The sequence below is a fragment of the Streptomyces sp. NPDC002868 genome (assembly GCF_055563295.1).
In genome coordinates, this window is the sequence record NZ_JBVHDR010000007.1 from 387,492 (window position 1) to 404,149 (window position 16,658).

Genomic DNA, 16,658 nt, shown 5'->3' on the forward strand with positions numbered 1-16,658 from the left:
CCCGGACGGCATCAAACGATCAGGCGCCTCAGGACCAGGGAGTGAGCAAACAGCGCCCGACGAGTCCGACTCCGGTGTCCAGCCGCTCGGTGAACTCCTCGGCCAGGCCCGGGAGTTCCCGTACGCCCCACAGCAGCCGCGCCGCGGACCAGGCGCCGTCGCGGGCCCGGTCCAGGCTCCAGGAGCCGAGCAGATGCGTGAGCGGATCGGCGATCTCCAGCAGATCGGGGCCCGGCATCAGATCCTCGCGGATGCGCTCCTCCAGCAGGGTGAGGATGTCGCCCACGCGGTCGAACTCGCCCTCCAGATCGGCAGGTTCGCAGCCGAGGGCATGACAGGCATCCACCACCGCGAGCGCCAGATCGTGCCCGATGTGCGCATTGATGCCGGCGAGGGCGAACTGCAGCGGTCGTACGCCGGGATGGCGCCGGTACTGGAACAGCGGCCGCCAGCAGGCCGGCGGGCGGTGGCCCGCGGCCGCCGCGTCCACGGCCGTCAGATAGCGCCGGGCGAAAAGGACGTCCAGCGTTACGGCGGCGCGCCGGTCGGGGAACTCGCCGCCGTCGATGCGCCGGTCGATCTCCTCCGTCACGGCGAGATAGACGCGGTTGAAGACGGCCACCCCGTCCGTGGCCGGCCAGCTGGAGCGGAAGGAGTGCATCCGCTCCACCACGGTGTCGAGCGGGACCTGTTCCGTGTGCGCCATGGAGGCAGCGTCCCAGCCATGGGCGCGGTGACGTGGTGCCGGGCCGGGGCTTCCCCAGAACGGGGGACCTGCGAATGGGTGTCGGCCCCGGCGCCGTACGCCGAGGTGCCCAAGTCCAGCTGCCGCGCAGTCCCATCCGTGAATCGTGCGCGCGGCATTGTCACCCGTACCCGGCGGCCCTACGCTCACACGGTCCCGTTCATGAATCACGTTCACATATCTGATGGGAGCGCTTGATGACCGGAAGTCCCCGACGGCGCCTGGGAGTTGTACTCACCGCCGTCGCCGCCTGTGTCACCGTCCTCGTACCGATCGCGTCGTCCCAGGCCGCGGCGTCCGGCACGCCCCGGGCGCCCAAGACCGTGGTGATGGACGGAAAGCGGCTCCTGCAGGCCAAGGCGCGGCTCGGCCACGGCGATCCGGCGCTGCGCAGGGCGGCCAGGGACCTGGTCGTCCGCGCGGACGGCTGGCTGGGGCAGGGGCCCTGGACGGTCGTGGACAAGCCCAAGCCCGCGCCGAGCGGCGACCCCCACGACTATCTGAGCCAGGCGCCCTACTGGTGGCCCTCGCAGCCCAAGACGCCCGAGAATCCCTGGGGTTGCCCGTACGTCCAGCGCGACGGCGAGCGTAATCCCGAGGTCGACACCGGCACGGACCGGCCCGACATCGGCAAGGTCGTGGGCTCGGTCACCACGCTGAGCCTGGCCTGGTACTACACGGGCAAGAAGCAGTACGCCGAGCACGCCTCGAAGGTCCTGCGCACCTGGTTCGTGGACCCCGCGACCCGGATGAACCCCCATCTGAACCACGGGCAGTTCATCCCCTGCAAGTACGACGGCCGGGCCATCGGCATCATCGACTTCTCGCAGCAGTACACCAGCGTCCTGGACGCCATCGCGATCCTCGACATGGGGGCGCCCGGCTGGTCCAGGAGTGACCGGGCCGGTATGCGGGCCTGGAACGTGTCCTTCCTGGAATGGCTGGTGAACTCGCCCTTCGGCAAGCAGGAAGCGGCGGCCAAGAACAACCACGGCACCTTCCACGACATGCAGGTATCCGCGCTCGCGCTCGCCACCGGCGACAAGGAGCTCGCGCGCAAGGTCGTCCGCGACGCCCGCGGGCTGCGGATCGACCCGCAGATAGCGGCCGACGGCAGCCAACCCCAGGAGCTCGCCCGGACCCGCAGCTGGCACTACTCGACTTTTGACCTGGTCGCCTACACCCGGCTCGCCGACATCGGCAGGCATGTCGGCGTCAACCTGTGGTCGTACGAAGGCCCGGACGGCCAGAGCTTGTTCAAGGCGGTCGACTATCTGCTGCCCGCCGCGACCGGGGCGGCCCGCTGGCCGCACCCCGAGCTCGAGTTCTACCGGTACGCGGCGAGCGATGTCGTGCACGCGGCCGCGGACGCCGGTGACCGCAAGGCCAAGGCGGCGGTGCCGCGGCTGGAGACGCCGCCGGGCGGGGACCTGTGGGCGCTGCGGCCCGCGGCGGAACAGCTGGACTCGATCGCGGGCTGATCCGGGGTTTGTCCCCCACCCCGCCCCTTCCCGAAACCAGGGGCTCCGCCCCTGGACCCCGTCGCCAGGGGCTTCCCCCGGACCCCCGTATGCGACCTTCGGCCGCATGTCCTCAATCTCCCCGGACGGGCTGAATTTTCAGCCCGTCCGGCGGACAATCAAGCCCCTCCGGCGTTTGAGGAGCTGGGGGTCCGGGGCGGAGCCCCGGTTTCGGCACCTCAGGCCCGCCGCTCCGGCACGGCCGAGCTCGGCGTACCGGACTTCGCGCTCTCCCGCCCCGCCGACCGCAGCACCCCCGCCCCCAGAACCAGGCCGAACGCAAGCGCCGTCACCAGGCCGAAGGAGACCACCAGGCTCGTCGCGTCGGCGACCGCGCCGATCGCCGAGGGGGCGATCAGTCCCGAGGTGTAGGTGATGGTCGCGACACCCGCGATCGCCTGGCTGGGGTTGGGGCCGCTGCGCCCCGCCGCGGCGAAGGCCAGCGGTACGACGACGGCGACACCGAGCCCGATGAAGGCGAAGCCGGCCATCGCCACGGCCGGATGCGGCGCCACGACCACCAGCAGCCCGCCCGCGGTCGCCAGCACACCGCCCACCCGCACCGTCCGCACCGCTCCGAAGCGGTCCACGATCCGGTCGCCCGCGAACCGCGCCACCGCCATCGTCAGCGCGAAAGCCGTGGTCGATGCCGCCGCGAGACCGGCCGACGTGTCCATCACGTCCCGCAGATACACCGCCGACCAGTCCAGACTCGCGCCCTCCGCGAACACCGCGCAGAACCCGATCGCCCCGATGACCAGCGCCGACCTGGGCGGCAGCGCGAACCTCGGCGGCGGCTCCTCGTCGGGCGCCCTGCGCAGATCCAGTACGCCCTGACACGCGATCAGCCCGAGTGCGGTCAGCGTCCCGGCCGCGAGCGCGTGGTGCAGCCGCGCGTCGCTGCCAAGATGCGCGGCGAGCGTGCCGCCCGCCGAACCGATCAGCGCGCCGGCGCTCCACATGCCGTGCAGCCCGGACATGATCGAGCGGTTCATGCGGTTCTCGATCTCGACGCCCAGGGCGTTCATCGCCACGTCCGACATCCCCGCCGATGCCCCGAACATGAAGAGCGCCGCGCACAGCGTGAGGAGATTCGGGGCGAAGGACGGCAGGATCAGCGAGAGGGTCCACAGGGTGAGCAGCCCGCGCAGGGCGTTTCGCGCGCCGAAGCGGTGGCTGACCGCCCCGGCCAGCGGCATCGCCACGGATGCGCCGAGCGCGGGGAAGGCGAGCGCCAGACCGAGCTGGCCGGCGCTGACGGCCGCATGGTCCTGAATCCAGGGGATACGGGTGGCGAAGCTGCCGGTGACCGCGCCGTGCACACAGAAGACCGCGGCGACGGCGTACCGCGCCCGCTTCAACTGCCCTTGCCCGAGGACCACTTCGTTCACCATGCCGATGCCCCTCCCGTCGACGTTGTGCGTAAACTATCAGGAACCCTGCCTGATAAATAGTGACGGAAGCGATCTGGAAGGATTCCGGCATGCCTGCATCCCCGAGCACCGCCCGGGCCATCAACGACCGGATCGCGCTTCAACTGCTTCAGCAGGAAGGCCCGTTGACGGCAGGACAGCTGAAGACCATGACCGGACTCTCCCGTCCCACCGTCGCCGACCTGGTGGAGCGGCTGCAGGGGTCCGGCCTGATCCAGGTCGTCGGCGAGACGGGCGCCCAGCGCCGCGGCCCCAATGCCCGGGTGTACGGGATCGTCGCCGACCGCGCGCACCTCGCCGCCCTCGACGTACGTACCCAGAGCGTCACCGTCGTCGTTGCCGATCTGCTCGGCGTCACCCTCGCCGAGGCCTCGCTTCCCATCGACGGCGACACCGGCACCGAGCCCGCCGTCGAGCAGGCGGCCGCGCTGCTGGAGCGCACGGCCCGGGAGGCAGGCGCGGCCCGGCTGCACAGCGTCGGCGTCGGCGCGCCCGGCCTGATCGACCCGGTCAGCGGCGAACTGCGCGACACCACCGGTCTGCCGGCCTGGCACCGCAGCCTCGTCGCCGCCCTTCAGGAACGGCTGCCGGCCCGCGTCATCGTCGAGAACGAGACCAATCTGGCGGCCGTCGCGGAGAAGCGCCTCGGTGCGGCCGCCGACCGAGACACGTTCGTCTTCCTGTGGCTCGGTCACGGCGTGGGTGCCGCCCTCTTCCTGGACGGCAGGCTCCGCCGGGGCGCCTCGGGTGGCGCGGGAGAGATCGGGTTCCTGCCGGTGCCCGGCACAAAGGGCGTACCGTCCGCGGTCGACTGTGAGGGCGGCTTCCACTCGCTCGCCGGGTCCGCCGCGATCTGCGCGCTCGCCGCCCGGCACGGCATCGAGGCTGAAGGGCCCGAGGACCCCGCTGCCGCGGCGCTCGTACGCGAGGCCGTGGCATCCGGGCACGGCGGCTTCCTCGACGACCTCGCCCACCGGCTCTCCCTCGGAGTGGCCGCGGTCGCCGCCGTACTCGACCCGGGCTGTGTGGTACTCGGCGGCGAGGTCGGCCACGCGGGCGGCGCGGAATTGGCCGCCAGGGTCGAGTCCCGGCTGGCCGCACTGTCCCCGCTGCGTACGGAGGTACGCGCCGGAAAGCTGGGCGGCGCCGCGGTCCTGAGCGGCGCCCTGATCGCCGCGCGCGAGGCGGCGCAGGACGACCTCTTCGCCCGCTGATGGGCGCCGAACGCCGGACGCGGAAGGCTCAATGCCTCCCCGGTCAGCCCAGCCGCTGCGCCAGGAAGTCCTCAAAGGTGACCTTCCCAACGGCCCGTTCTGGCGTCAGTTGCGCACCGCTGCGGTAGCCCGCGTACGCTTTCCCGGCCAGCCGCACCGGCACGATCGGGCGACGCCGCCCGGTGGCATGCAGATAAGCGCGCGCCAGGTCCGCCAGCGGGCGGATCTGAGGGCCGCCCATGTCGTCAACGCGTCCCGCGGGCGCGCCGACGGCCAACTCGGCCAGCCGGTCGGCGACTTCACCCGCGTCGATCGGCTGCAGGCTCACCCCCGAGGGCAGCGACAGCACCGGCAGCCGTGCCGCGGCCGCCAGCAGGCGCAGCACCAGATCGTGGAACTGGGTCGTCCGCAGCACCGTCCAGCCCTGACCCGACTCCCCGGCCTCCTCGATCATGCGCTCGACCTTGCGCTTCACTCTGTAGTAGCCGAGCGGCAGCCGGTCCACGCCGACGATCGAGATGTACACCAGATGGGGCACCGAGGCCCTGCGCGCGGCGGCGAGCAGATGTGCGGCCGCCCGGTCGTCACCGCCGCGCGGACTGGACGCACAGTGGACGATCGCATCCACGCCCTCGACCGCCGCGTCCAGCCCCGAGCCGTCCCGCAGATCGACGGCGTACGGCTTCGCATGGCGGCTGAGCACCCGCACCTCGTGTCCACGCTCGCGCAGCCGGTCGCTCACCAGAGTGCCCAGTGTTCCCGTACCGCCCGTCACCAGGATCGAGGTCATGGGACCAGCGTGCCAGAGCGTGCGAAGCCCGACGGCGGCAAGGGCCGGTCTCCGCCGCCGGGCGGTCCACACCCCACGCTCCGCGGAGGTGTCGCAGACACTAAAAGGACTAGACCAGAGCGTCAATAGGTCTGATCGAGAAAGCCTGCCCAGGCGCTTGTGAGCCAGGTTGTGACCAGGCTTGTGAGCCAGCCCACAGCCGTTCACTCGCATGGCCCACGAGCGGGCGTGGCACACTTGCCCTGTATCAGCAGCAGCGCACTCCGGGGTCGGTGTAATTCCGAACCGGCGGTTACAGTCCGCGACCCGTCCGCATCCAGCGGCCGGTTGACCAGGTGAAATTCCTGGACCGACGGTGAAAGTCCGGATGGGAGGCAGTGCGCGGCGGGCGGCCTTTTCCGGCACGCCGGCCGTAGTGGCTGATCGCCGTCCGTCGGCGATCGGTGTGCTCGGTCCCGGCGTCCTCGTGAATCGTTGTCCCGCTCTCTGTCGTCATCGACAGGCCCCGGAGTCCGTGCCCGAAAAGGCAGGAGGACCCGGTGGCCACCGCAGCCGACGAAGACGCCATGCGCCGAGCCATCCGGCTCGCCGCCCGCGGACTCGGCTCCACCAGCCCCAACCCGGTCGTCGGGTGCGTCATCCTCGATGCCTCCGGACAGCTCGCCGGCGCCGGCTTCCACCAGCGCGCCGGCGGTCCCCACGCCGAGATCCATGCCCTGCGCGACGCCGGTGACCGGGCCCGCGGCGGCACCGCGTACGTCACCCTCGAACCCTGCAACCACACGGGCCTCACCGGCCCCTGCGCCCAGGCGCTGATCGAGGCCGGAATCAGCCGGCTCGTGTACGCGGTCGGCGACCCGAACCCGCAGGCCACCGGCGGTGCCGACACCCTGCGCGCGGCCGGGGTCCAGGTCGAGCAGGGCCTGCTCGCCGACCAGGCCGAAGCGGGCAACATCGCCTGGCTCACCTCCGTACGCCTCGGCCGCCCCTACGTCCTGTGGAAGTACGCCGCCACCCTCGACGGCCGCATCGCCGCGCGGGACCGCACCAGCCGCTGGATCACCTCGCCCGAGTCCCGCGCCGACGTTCACCGGCTGCGCGCCGAGGCCGACGCGGTGATCGTCGGCTCGGGCACGATGCGTGCCGACGACCCGCACCTCGCGGTACGCGGCATCGACGACGCCGTACAGCCGCTGCGGGTCGTTGTGGACACCGAAGGCACCGCCGTGCAGCCCGGCGCCCGCGTCCTCGACGACGCCGCGCCCACTGTCATCGCGGTCGCCGAGGACGCCGAGACCCAACTGCCCGATGTCGTACGGCTGCCGAGGGCCGGCCGCGGCCTGTCCGTGCCGGCCCTGCTGGACGCCCTGCACCGGCGCGGCATCCGCTCCGTACTCCTCGAAGGCGGCCCGACTCTCGCCGGAGCCTTCGTCGCCGCGGGCGCCGTCGACAAGGTCGTCGGCTATCTCGCCCCCGTACTCCTCGGCGCGGGCCCCGCCGCCCTCGCCGACGCCGGAATCTCCACGATCAGCGAAGCGTTGCGGCTCGACATGACCGAGACCGTGCGCATCGGCCCCGATCTGCGTATCACCGCCGTCCCCGCCACAGCCCCGAAGGAGCGCTGAGTGTTCACCGGAATCGTCGAAGAGCTGGGTGAGGTCACCGCCGTCGAAAACCTCGGCGACGCCTCCCGCTTCCGACTGCGCGGCCCCCTCGTCACCGAAGGTGCGAAGCACGGCGACTCCATTGCCGTCAACGGCGTCTGCCTCACCGTCGTCGACTTCGGGGACGGCGAGTTCACCGCCGATGTGATGGCCGAGACGCTGAACCGCTCCAGCCTCGGGGCGCTCGAGGAAGGCTCCCGCGTCAACCTGGAGCGGCCGATGGCCGTCGGGGACCGGCTCGGCGGGCACATCGTGCAGGGACATGTCGACAACGTCGGTACCGTCCTCGAGCGCAAGCCGTCGGAGAACTGGGAGATCGTGAAGATCTCCCTCCCCGCCGACCTCACCCGATACGTCGTCGAGAAGGGCTCGATCACCGTCGACGGCGTCAGCCTCACCGTGGTCGACGCCGGCCCCGACTACTTCACCATCAGCCTCATCCCCACCACCCTCACCCTGACCACGCTCGGCATCAAGCAGCCCGGCGACCCGGTCAACCTCGAGGTCGACGTCATCGCCAAGTACGTCGAGCGGCTCCTCGGCGCGGACGCCAGGGAGAGCGCGAAGTGAGCGCCGTCGCCTGGCTGAACAGTGAGGCCTTCACAGCGTTCGACCAGCACATCAAGTGGTCCGACATGATCGGCAACATCGTCGGCCTGATCGCCCTCGCGCTCGGCTGGCGGCGCTCGATATGGACCTGGCCCGCCCAGTTCGCCTCCGGCGTCATCCTCCTCGTCGCGTTCGCCTCCGCGCATCTGACCGGCAGCGCCGGCAAGCAGGTGGTGGTCATGGCCGTCGCGTCGTGGGGCTGGTGGCAGTGGACCCGCGGCCGGCAGCAGGCCCAGGACGGCTCGATCGCCGTCCGCTTCGCCACCTGGCGCGAGCGCGGCGTCCTCGCCGCCGGTGCGGCCGTCGGCACCCTGGCCGTCGGCGGGCTGTTCACCCTGTACCCGTCGCTGTCCTGGGACCCGTGGCCCGACGCGTACATCTTCGTCGGCACTCTGGTCGCCATGTACGCACAGGCTCGGGGCATGGTCGAGTTCTGGTTCGCGTGGCTGCTCGTCGACCTCGTCGGCGTGCCGCTCAACTTCGCCAACGACTTCGCCTTCTCCGGTTTTGTCTACGTCATCTACGGCGCGCTCGTCCTGTGGGGCATGCGCGACTGGTGGCTGCGCTCGCGAACGAGCGCCAAGCCCTCCCTGGAAGGAGCAGCGGCATGACTGCACTGCCCACCTGGTACTCCACCGACAACGTCGAGGACTTCTCCCTCGACCCGGTCGAGCAGGCCATCCGCGACATCGCCGCGGGACGGCCCGTCGTGGTCGTCGACGACGAGGACCGCGAGAACGAGGGCGACCTCGTCATCGCCGCCGAGAAGGCCACGCCCGAGATCATCGCCTTCATGATGAGCGAGTGCCGCGGCCTGATCTGCGCTCCGATGGAGGGCGAGGAGCTGGAGCGGCTCGACCTGCCGCAGATGGTCGAGCGCAACACCGAGTCGATGCGCACGGCCTTCACCGTCTCCGTCGACGCGGGGCCCGCGTTCGGCGTCACCACCGGCATCTCCGCGGCCGACCGTGCCACCACCCTCCAGCTGCTGGCCGGCGGCGAAGCGGTGGCCTCCGACTTCGTACGCCCCGGTCATGTCTTCCCGCTCCGCGCCAAGCCCGGCGGGGTGCTGGTGCGCAACGGCCACACCGAGGCCGCGGTGGACCTCGCCCGGCTCGCGGGCCTGCGCCCGGCCGGCGCCATCGTCGAGATCGCGGGCGAGGACGGGGTGATGCTGCGGCTGCCCGAGCTGATCCCGTTCGCCCGCAAGCACGGCCTGACGATCATCTCCATAGAGGACCTGATCGCCTACCGCCGCACCTCCGAGCCGACCGTCAAGCGCGAGGCCGAGGTCAATCTGCCCACCGCCTTCGGGCAGTTCACCGCCTACGGCTACCGCTCCACCGTCGACGGCATCGAGCATGTCGCGCTCGTCCACGGCGAGATCGGCGACGGCGAGGACGTCCTCGTACGCGTCCACTCCGAGTGCCTGACCGGCGACATCTTCCACTCGCTGCGCTGCGACTGCGGCCCCCAGTTGCAGGCCTCCATGGAGCACATCACCGAGGCCGGCCGTGGCGTGGTGGTCTATCTGCGCGGCCACGAGGGCCGCGGCATCGGCCTGCTGTCCAAGCTGCGCGCGTACGAACTGCAGGAGCGCGGCCGCGACACCCTCGACGCCAACCTGGAACTCGGCCTGCCCGCCGACGCCCGCGACTACGCGGCGGGCGCGCAGATCCTCGTGGACCTCGGCGTACGCAGCCTGCGGCTGATGACCAACAACCCCGAGAAGATCACCGCGCTCGTCCGGCACGGCCTCACGGTCCACGGCCGCGAGCCGATGCCCGTCCAGGCGGGCGAGCACAATCTCCGGTATCTGCGCACCAAGCGGGACCGGATGGGACACGACCTGCCCTGGCTCGACGCCACCGGCGTGTCGGCCTGCGGCAACCAGTAAGTCAGAAAGCGGCAAGGGAGAAACATGAGCGGCAAGGGTGCACCCGAACTGTCCGTACGCAACTGCGGCGACCTGCGGGTGGCGGTGATCGCGGCCCAGTGGCACGAGAAGGTCATGGACGGCCTCGTCGGCGGCGCCCTGCGCGCACTGCACGAGCTGGGCATCGACGAGCCGACGCTGCTGCGTGTCCCCGGCAGCTTCGAGCTCCCGGTGGTCGCCAAGGTGCTCGCGGGCCGCGGTTACGACGCGATCGTCGCGCTCGGCGTCGTCATCCGCGGCGGTACGCCGCACTTCGAGTACGTGTGCCAGGGCGTCACCCAGGGTCTGACCCAGGTCTCCATCGACACCGGCGTCCCGGTCGGTTTCGGCGTGCTGACCTGCGACACCGAGGAGCAGGCACTGGACCGGGCCGGTCTCGACGGATCCAACGAGGACAAGGGACACGAGGCGGTCAACGCCGCACTCGCCACCGCCGCCACACTGCGCACCGTCAGCGAACCCTGGCGCTGAGTGTCCCGGGCACACCCCTTACCCTGGGGACCATCATGGCGAACAAAACCTTCGAAGAGCTCTTCGCCGAGCTGCAGCTCAAGGCGAAGAACGGCGACCCTGCCACCTCCCGCACCGCCGAGCTGGTGGACAAGGGAGTGCATGCCATCGGCAAGAAGGTCGTCGAGGAGGCCGCCGAGGTCTGGATGGCCGCCGAGTACGAGGGCAAGGAAGCCGCCGCCGAGGAGATCTCGCAGTTGCTGTACCACGTCCAGGTGATGATGGTCGCGCGCGGGATCTCCCTCGACGACGTCTACGCCCACCTCTGAGCACAGCCCCCACTACGTACGTACGAACAAAGGAAGCCCGTCTCATGCTGCGCATTGCCGTCCCCAACAAGGGTTCACTGTCCGGACCTGCGTCGGCGATGCTCCATGAGGCCGGCTACCAGCAGCGCAAGGAGTCCAAGGAGCTCGTCCTCGTCGACCCCGAGAACGACGTCGAGTTCTTCTATCTGCGGCCACGCGACATCGCGATCTACGTCAGCTCCGGCAGGCTCGACATCGGCATCACCGGCCGCGATCTGCTGCTGGACTCCGGCGCCAACGCCGAGGAGATCCTCCAGCTCGGCTTCGCCCGCTCCACCTTCCGCTACGCCACCAAGCCCGGCACGGCCACCGGCGTCGACGGCTTCGGCGGAATGACGATCGCCACCTCCTACGAGGGCATCGTGGCCAAGCACCTCGCCGACAACGGCATCGACGCCTCCGTCGTGCACCTCGACGGCGCGGTCGAGACCGCGATCCAGCTCGGCGTCGCCGAGGTCATCGCCGACGTCGTGGAGACCGGCACCAGCCTGCGCAACGCCGGCCTGGAAGTCATCGGCGAGCCGATCCTCACCTCCGAGGCGGTCGTCATCCGGCGTACCGGTGAGCCCGCCGACGACCCGAAGGTGCAGCAGTTCCTGCGCCGCCTCCAGGGCGTCCTGGTCGCCCGAACCTACGTGATGATGGACTACGACTGCCGGGTCGAGCACCTGGAGCAGGCCGTCGCCCTCACCCCGGGCCTCGAGTCGCCGACCATCTCCCCGCTGCACCACGAGGGCTGGGTCGCCGTCCGCTCCATGGTCGCCGCCAAGGAGGCGCAGCGGATCATGGACGATCTGTACGACATCGGCGCGCGGGCGATCCTCACCACGGCCATCCACGCCTGCAGGCTCTGACGGATGCCCGCCACCATGCCCGCCGCCGCGCCCCAAGTCCCCGCTCTCCCCGTCACGTTCAGGCCGACCCGTACCCGGATCGTCCTGCTGACCGTGGGCGCGGCGATGTTCGCCGTGATCACCGGGGTCGCCCTGCTGCTGGAGAAGCTGAGCGCGGGGGAGCGGAGCAGCTTCGTCTTCACCGCGCTGGTCTTCTTCGGCGTACTGGCCCTGCTGAGCCGGCCCAAGGTCGTTGCCGACGAGCACGGCGTCACTGTCGTCAACCTCACCCGTACGCGGCGGCTGGAGTGGGCGGAGATCCTGCGGGTGAATCTGCGCCCCGGTGATCCGTGGGTGTTTCTCGACCTCAGCGACGGCACCAGCCTGCCGGTGCTCGGCATCCAGCCCGGCATCGCCAAGGCACAGGCCATCAGTGACGCCCGCGCGCTGCGGGCGCTCGTGGAGAGCCGGGGCATCCGCGCGGACGAGGACTGAGGGGCGACACCCCTGCCGCGCCGGCCGCTCGCCGGCTGTTTTTCCCCGGGGGACACCCCCGAGCCCCCCGGCTGAAAACGATTACTCTGGTGGCCGGTGGCGACAAGCTCGCCCCTCCCCGCACCACACGGCCGCCAACGGCCCGCGGGGCACCTGCGACCCGAGGAGTGACTCCCTCCAGCAATGGACGGATCGTCCGGTAGTACCTGCGCCGCCCCCTCCCAGGAGGCGGCGGCATGATCATCCCCCTGTTGCTGCTTGCCGCAGCGTTCCTCCTGATCCTCGCCAACGGCTTCTTCGTGGCGGCCGAGTTCGGCCTCGTCACGGTGGAGCGGCCCGATGCCGAGCGCGCCGCCGCCGAGGGCGACCGCCGCGCCCGCCGTGTCGTCAAGGCACTGCGGGAGTTGTCCTTCCAGCTCTCCGGCACCCAGCTCGGCATCACCATCACCTCGCTCGTCGTCGGCATGCTCGCCGAACCCGCCCTGGCCCAGCTGCTCGACGGGCCGCTGACCGCGACCGGGCTGCCCGAAGGGGCCGTCTCCGGGGTCGCGGTGGTGATCGGGATGCTGTTCGCCTCCGCCGTCCAGATGGTGATCGGCGAGCTCGTTCCCAAGAACTGGGCGGTCTCCCGGCCGTTGCAGGTCGCGCGGTTCGTCGCAGGACCGCAGCATCTTTTCTCGACTGTCTTCCGCCCCGTCATCACCCTGCTCAACGCCGTCGCCAACCGTCTCGTACGTCTGTTCGGCGTCGAACCGGCCGAGGAGCTGGCATCCGCCCGCACCCCCGGCGAGTTGGTCTCGCTGGCCCGCCACTCGGCGCGGGCCGGCGCGCTGGAGCAGGACACCGCGGATCTGTTCGTACGGACCCTCTCGCTCGGGCACCTCACCGCGCAGCATGTGATGACCCCACGGGTGAAGATGAGCGCCCTCCAGTCCGACGCCACCGCGGCGGACGTCCTGAACCTCACCCGCGCCACCGGCCTTTCGCGCTTCCCCGTCTACCGGGAGCGCATCGACGAGATCGTCGGGATGGTGCACCTCAAGGACGCTCTCGCTGTCCCGGTCGAGGAGCGGCTGCGCACCCGGGTCGACCGGGTCGCCGTACCGCCGCTGCTGGTGCCCGAGACGCTGCCGGTGCAGCACCTCCTGGAGCGGCTGCGCAGCGAGCAGCCCATCGCGGTGGTGGTCGACGAGTACGGCGGCACGGCCGGAGTCGTCACCCTCGAGGACATCATCGAGGAGCTCGTCGGCGAGGTCCGCGACGAGCACGACGCCGAGGCCGACGGGCGGCCCGAACTCGCCCCCGTGGCCGCTGAGGAAGGCAGCCCCGCCTGGGAGGCCGACGGCAGCTGCCGGGTCCTCACGCTGCGCCGGATAGGCCTCGATGTGCCCGACGGCCCGTACGAGACCGTGGCCGGTCTCGTCGCCGATCTGCTGGGGCGCATCCCCGCCCCCGGTGACCGGGCCGAACTGCCCGGCTGGCGGCTCTCGGTGCGCCAGGTGGACCGCTACCGCGCCGAACGGGTGCGCCTGGTGCGTACCGCCGATGTGCCGGCCGTGACGGAGGCCGCCCGATGAGCGTCCTCCAACTGCTGTTCGCGCTGCTCCTGGTGCTGGCGAACGGATTCTTCGTCGGCGCCGAGTTCGCCCTCGTCTCGGTACGCCGCAGCCAGATCGAACCGCTCGCCGCGGCAGGTTCCTCGCGGGCCCGGCAGGTGCTGCACGGCCTGGAGAACCTGCCCCAGATGATGGCGGCCGCACAGTTCGGCATCACCATCTGCTCGCTGACACTCGGCGCGGTGGCCGAGCCGACCGTCGCGCATCTGCTGGAACCGGTCTTCCACGCGGCCCATGTGCCCGAAGGGCTGATCCATCCGCTGGGCTATGTCATAGCCCTGGCCGTGGTCGTCTTCCTGCACCTCGTCATCGGCGAGATGGTCCCGAAGAATCTCGCCATGGCCGCCCCCGAGAAGACCTCGCTCTGGCTGAGCCCCGGCCTCGTGGGCTTCGCCCGGCTGTGCCGCCCGGTCACGGTCGGACTCGGCGCCTGTGCCCGGCTGGTGCTGCGGGCCTTCCGCGTCGAGCCGAAGGACGAGGTGGAGGCGGTCTTCACCAGTGAACAGCTGAACCGCCTCGTCGAGGACTCGGGCCAGGCGGGTCTCCTTGAGCCGGCCGAACAGGAGCGGCTCGAGGACGCGCTGGAGCTGGGCAGCCGCCCGGTGATCGATGTGCTGATCCCCCGCTCCACTCTGGTGACGGTCCCGCCCTCGGTCACCCCGCGACAGATCGAGGAGCTGACAGTCCGCACCGGCTACTCCCGCTTTCCCGTCTGCGCGGAGGGCACGGGTCCCTATATGGGCTACCTCCACGTCAAAGACGTACTCGATCTGGAGGACGACGAACGGGCCGTGCCTCAGCACATCTGGCGTCCCATGGCGACCCTGCGGGCCGAACTCCCGCTGGACGACACTCTCACCGTGATGCGCCGCGCGGCCACCCACCTCGCCCAGGTCGCCGACGCGTCCGGCCGGGTGCTGGGACTGGTCGCACTGGAGGACGTCCTGGAAATGCTGGTCGGCGAGGTCCGTGACCCGTCCCACCGGGTGACGGTGCCCCGGCCGCCCCATGCGGCCCAGCCCGCAATGGACACCGCGCTGGCCGGCTGAGCCTCGGCGTCAGGTCAAGAAGCCCGGCGGAGGAGGATCCTGCGGGCCGCGGTCGACCGGACCGCGGCCCGACAGGACCTCGCCGTACGCCTGCATCAGATCGGGCAGCCGCAGTGTGGAGAGGTCCTCGCGGGTGGGCGTGCCCGGGTATCCGGACAGCCGCAGATCCCGGTAGGCGCAGCTCTTCTCGTACAGGGTGCGCAGAAAGCGGCCGTTGCCGAGCTCGTCGATCCAGCCCTGGTCGACCACGTGCCCGCTGATGGAGCGCAGTTCCTCGCGGACCTCGTCGTCCCACACATCGCCGTTCTCGGCGGCCAGCACTTCGCCGATCGCTGTCAGTTCGAGAGGGCGGTACGAGGGGAAGTCGACCCGTGTGGTGAAGCGGGAGGAGAGCCCGGGGTTGGCGGCGAGCAGCCGGTCCATGCCCTCCGGGTAGCCGGCCAGGATGACCACCAGGTGGTCGCGGTTGTCCTCGGCGCGCTTGAGGAGGACCTGGAGCGCCTCGTCGCCGTACGCGTCGCCCTTGGAGTAGCCGGTGTTGGAGAGGCTGTACGCCTCGTCCACGAACAGCACGCCGCCGAGCGCCGAGTCGATCAGTTCATTGGCCTTCACCGCCGTCTGGCCCAGGAACTCTCCCACCAGGTCGGACCGTTGGGCCTCCACCAGATGGTCGCCACCCAGTAGCCCGAGCGCGTAGAAGACCCGGCCGAGAATGCGGGCGACGGTGGTCTTGCCCGTGCCGGACGGGCCCGAGAAGACAAAGTGCCGTTTCGGCGGCTGGACGGGGAGGCCCTGGCCGGCGCGCAGCCTGGCCATCTTCAGCTGCGCGGACAAGGCCTTGACCTGCCGCTTGACCGGCTCCAGTCCGACCATTCGCTCCAGTTCGGCGAGTGCCTCGCCGAGCAGCACCGGATCGGTGGGGCCCGCCGGAAACGCCGGGGGCGTCGGCGGGGCCGGCACCACCGCCTTGCGCCGTACGCCCTCGGGCGGGACGCTCGGCACGGAGTCGGGGAGCTGGGTCTGCGGATCGACACCGATCCGTGCCTCGGCCGCGACCGGCCCGTCGCCGTCGGCCTGCGCGTCCACCGCGTCCTGGCCGAAGCCCGCAAGCGACACGGCCGCGAACCCGGACGACTCGTCGTACCCGTCGATGCCGTCGTACTCCGCGATCGCCGCGAGTCGTGCGGAGGTGTCCATGAAGGCCGGGTCGATCCTGTGCACCGCCCGGTACAGCGGCAGGGCGGCGGCGCTGCGGCCGGTGCCTTCGTGCGCACGCGCCAGCCAGTAGCGCAGCTCCTTGCGCTGCGGCTGCTCGCTGCGACAGCGCATCAGGGCGGCGGAGAGCAGCGGCTCGGCCTGCCCGTACATCTCCAGGCGTACGCGTGCCATGCCGCCGAACAGTCCGGCCTCGATGCCCAGTAACGGATCGTTGATCAGCGGCTCGGTGTGGCGTACGAGCTGTTCCCAGTCCTTGACCAGATACGCGCGGCAGGCGTGCAGAAAGCGCACCTGCGGGTCCGCGTCGACCGGCGGCAGCCCGGCGAGTGCCTGGTCCAGCTCCGGCACATGGCGGCCGTCGAGCCAGTGGGAGGCGTGCGCGAGCAGCAGATCGCGCGGGCTCTCCAGCACCGGCTGGACCCACCAGCCCAGCCAGTACCAGGAGTTGAGGGTGCGGCGGTGGCGGGCGCGCTGGTCGCCGAAGCGCTCGCGGGTGCTGTACATGCGCAGCAGCGCGGTCGTGGTGTCGACGCGCAGGGCATGGAGCCCGAGCCAGCCGTCGGCCATCCCGGGATCGAGCCGCACGGCGGTCCGGAACTCCTCCTCCGCCTGCGGATACGCACCCATCGTGCAGGCGTCCACGCCGCGCACCCAGGCGAGGTCGGCCGGGGCCGGTACGCCCTGCGTGCCGATGTCCATCAGGTCCCCCACAAAAGTG

General features: G+C 71.0%; 16 protein-coding genes and 1 riboswitch. Of the genes, 12 read left to right on the forward strand and 4 right to left on the reverse strand.

The features are described 5' to 3' along the window. Positions 1-28 precede the first annotated feature (28 nt). Positions 29-706 (reverse strand): DUF5995 family protein, encoded by a 678-nt coding sequence (locus tag ACZ3H8_RS23200; RefSeq protein ID WP_467404695.1) that lies wholly within the window; start codon positions 704-706, stop codon positions 29-31. A gap of 236 nt (positions 707-942) precedes the next feature. On the opposite strand from ACZ3H8_RS23200, the gene ACZ3H8_RS23205 reads away from it, so the two are divergent. Next, complete coding sequence (locus ACZ3H8_RS23205) at positions 943-2,226, forward strand: alginate lyase family protein (protein WP_467404697.1); 1,284 nt, start codon at positions 943-945, stop codon at positions 2,224-2,226. A gap of 218 nt (positions 2,227-2,444) precedes the next feature. On the opposite strand, the gene ACZ3H8_RS23210 is transcribed toward ACZ3H8_RS23205, so the two are convergent. Continuing rightward, entirely contained in the window at positions 2,445-3,659 is a 1,215-nt protein-coding gene (locus tag ACZ3H8_RS23210; protein ID WP_467404699.1) for an MFS transporter, read from the reverse strand. Positions 3,660-3,748: 89 nt separating this feature from the next. Between ACZ3H8_RS23210 and ACZ3H8_RS23215 the strand changes: the two genes are divergently transcribed. Further along, positions 3,749-4,912: an ROK family transcriptional regulator gene (locus ACZ3H8_RS23215; RefSeq protein WP_467404700.1), complete on the forward strand. Its 1,164-nt coding sequence runs from the start codon at positions 3,749-3,751 to the stop codon at positions 4,910-4,912. A gap of 43 nt (positions 4,913-4,955) precedes the next feature. Here the strand turns inward: ACZ3H8_RS23215 and ACZ3H8_RS23220 are convergent, their stop codons facing one another. Then, positions 4,956-5,702, reverse strand: coding sequence for an SDR family oxidoreductase (locus ACZ3H8_RS23220; protein WP_467404703.1), 747 nt, complete (start codon positions 5,700-5,702; stop codon positions 4,956-4,958). A gap of 254 nt (positions 5,703-5,956) precedes the next feature. Beyond that, positions 5,957-6,087: riboswitch (FMN riboswitch) on the forward strand. Positions 6,088-6,241: 154 nt separating this feature from the next. On the opposite strand from ACZ3H8_RS23220, the gene ribD reads away from it, so the two are divergent. The 10 genes from ribD (at position 6,242) to ACZ3H8_RS23270 (ending at position 14,722) form a co-directional block, all read left to right on the forward strand. Next, on the forward strand, positions 6,242-7,327 hold the full coding sequence (ribD, locus tag ACZ3H8_RS23225) for a bifunctional diaminohydroxyphosphoribosylaminopyrimidine deaminase/5-amino-6-(5-phosphoribosylamino)uracil reductase RibD (protein WP_467404704.1): 1,086 nt from the start codon (positions 6,242-6,244) through the stop codon (positions 7,325-7,327). Continuing rightward, positions 7,328-7,936: a riboflavin synthase gene (locus tag ACZ3H8_RS23230; RefSeq protein WP_467404707.1), complete on the forward strand. Its 609-nt coding sequence runs from the start codon at positions 7,328-7,330 to the stop codon at positions 7,934-7,936. After that, complete coding sequence (locus ACZ3H8_RS23235) at positions 7,933-8,586, forward strand: nicotinamide mononucleotide transporter family protein (RefSeq protein ID WP_467404709.1); 654 nt, start codon at positions 7,933-7,935, stop codon at positions 8,584-8,586. Before ACZ3H8_RS23230 ends, ACZ3H8_RS23235 begins: the two co-directional genes overlap by 4 nt. Beyond that, positions 8,583-9,872: a bifunctional 3,4-dihydroxy-2-butanone-4-phosphate synthase/GTP cyclohydrolase II gene (locus ACZ3H8_RS23240; RefSeq protein ID WP_467404712.1), complete on the forward strand. Its 1,290-nt coding sequence runs from the start codon at positions 8,583-8,585 to the stop codon at positions 9,870-9,872. Before ACZ3H8_RS23235 ends, ACZ3H8_RS23240 begins: the two co-directional genes overlap by 4 nt. A 24-nt stretch (positions 9,873-9,896) precedes the next feature. After that, positions 9,897-10,382, forward strand: a complete 486-nt coding sequence (ribH, locus tag ACZ3H8_RS23245; RefSeq protein ID WP_467404713.1) for a 6,7-dimethyl-8-ribityllumazine synthase — start codon at positions 9,897-9,899, stop codon at positions 10,380-10,382. A gap of 35 nt (positions 10,383-10,417) precedes the next feature. After that, positions 10,418-10,690, forward strand: coding sequence for a phosphoribosyl-ATP diphosphatase (locus ACZ3H8_RS23250; protein WP_142215995.1), 273 nt, complete (start codon positions 10,418-10,420; stop codon positions 10,688-10,690). Positions 10,691-10,734: 44 nt separating this feature from the next. After that, positions 10,735-11,583: an ATP phosphoribosyltransferase gene (gene hisG, locus ACZ3H8_RS23255; RefSeq protein WP_398991567.1), complete on the forward strand. Its 849-nt coding sequence runs from the start codon at positions 10,735-10,737 to the stop codon at positions 11,581-11,583. 3 nt (positions 11,584-11,586) lie between these two features. Next, entirely contained in the window at positions 11,587-12,057 is a 471-nt protein-coding gene (locus ACZ3H8_RS23260) for a PH domain-containing protein (RefSeq protein ID WP_467404717.1), read from the forward strand. Between the two features lie 236 nt (positions 12,058-12,293). Next, positions 12,294-13,634 (forward strand): hemolysin family protein, encoded by a 1,341-nt coding sequence (locus tag ACZ3H8_RS23265; protein ID WP_467404718.1) that lies wholly within the window; start codon positions 12,294-12,296, stop codon positions 13,632-13,634. Beyond that, complete coding sequence (locus ACZ3H8_RS23270) at positions 13,631-14,722, forward strand: hemolysin family protein (RefSeq protein ID WP_467404720.1); 1,092 nt, start codon at positions 13,631-13,633, stop codon at positions 14,720-14,722. The genes ACZ3H8_RS23265 and ACZ3H8_RS23270 overlap by 4 nt, the downstream gene beginning before the upstream one ends. Positions 14,723-14,731: 9 nt before the next feature. Here the strand turns inward: ACZ3H8_RS23270 and ACZ3H8_RS23275 are convergent, their stop codons facing one another. Then, on the reverse strand, positions 14,732-16,639 hold the full coding sequence (locus ACZ3H8_RS23275) for an AAA family ATPase (protein WP_467404810.1): 1,908 nt from the start codon (positions 16,637-16,639) through the stop codon (positions 14,732-14,734). Positions 16,640-16,658: the final 19 nt, after the last annotated feature.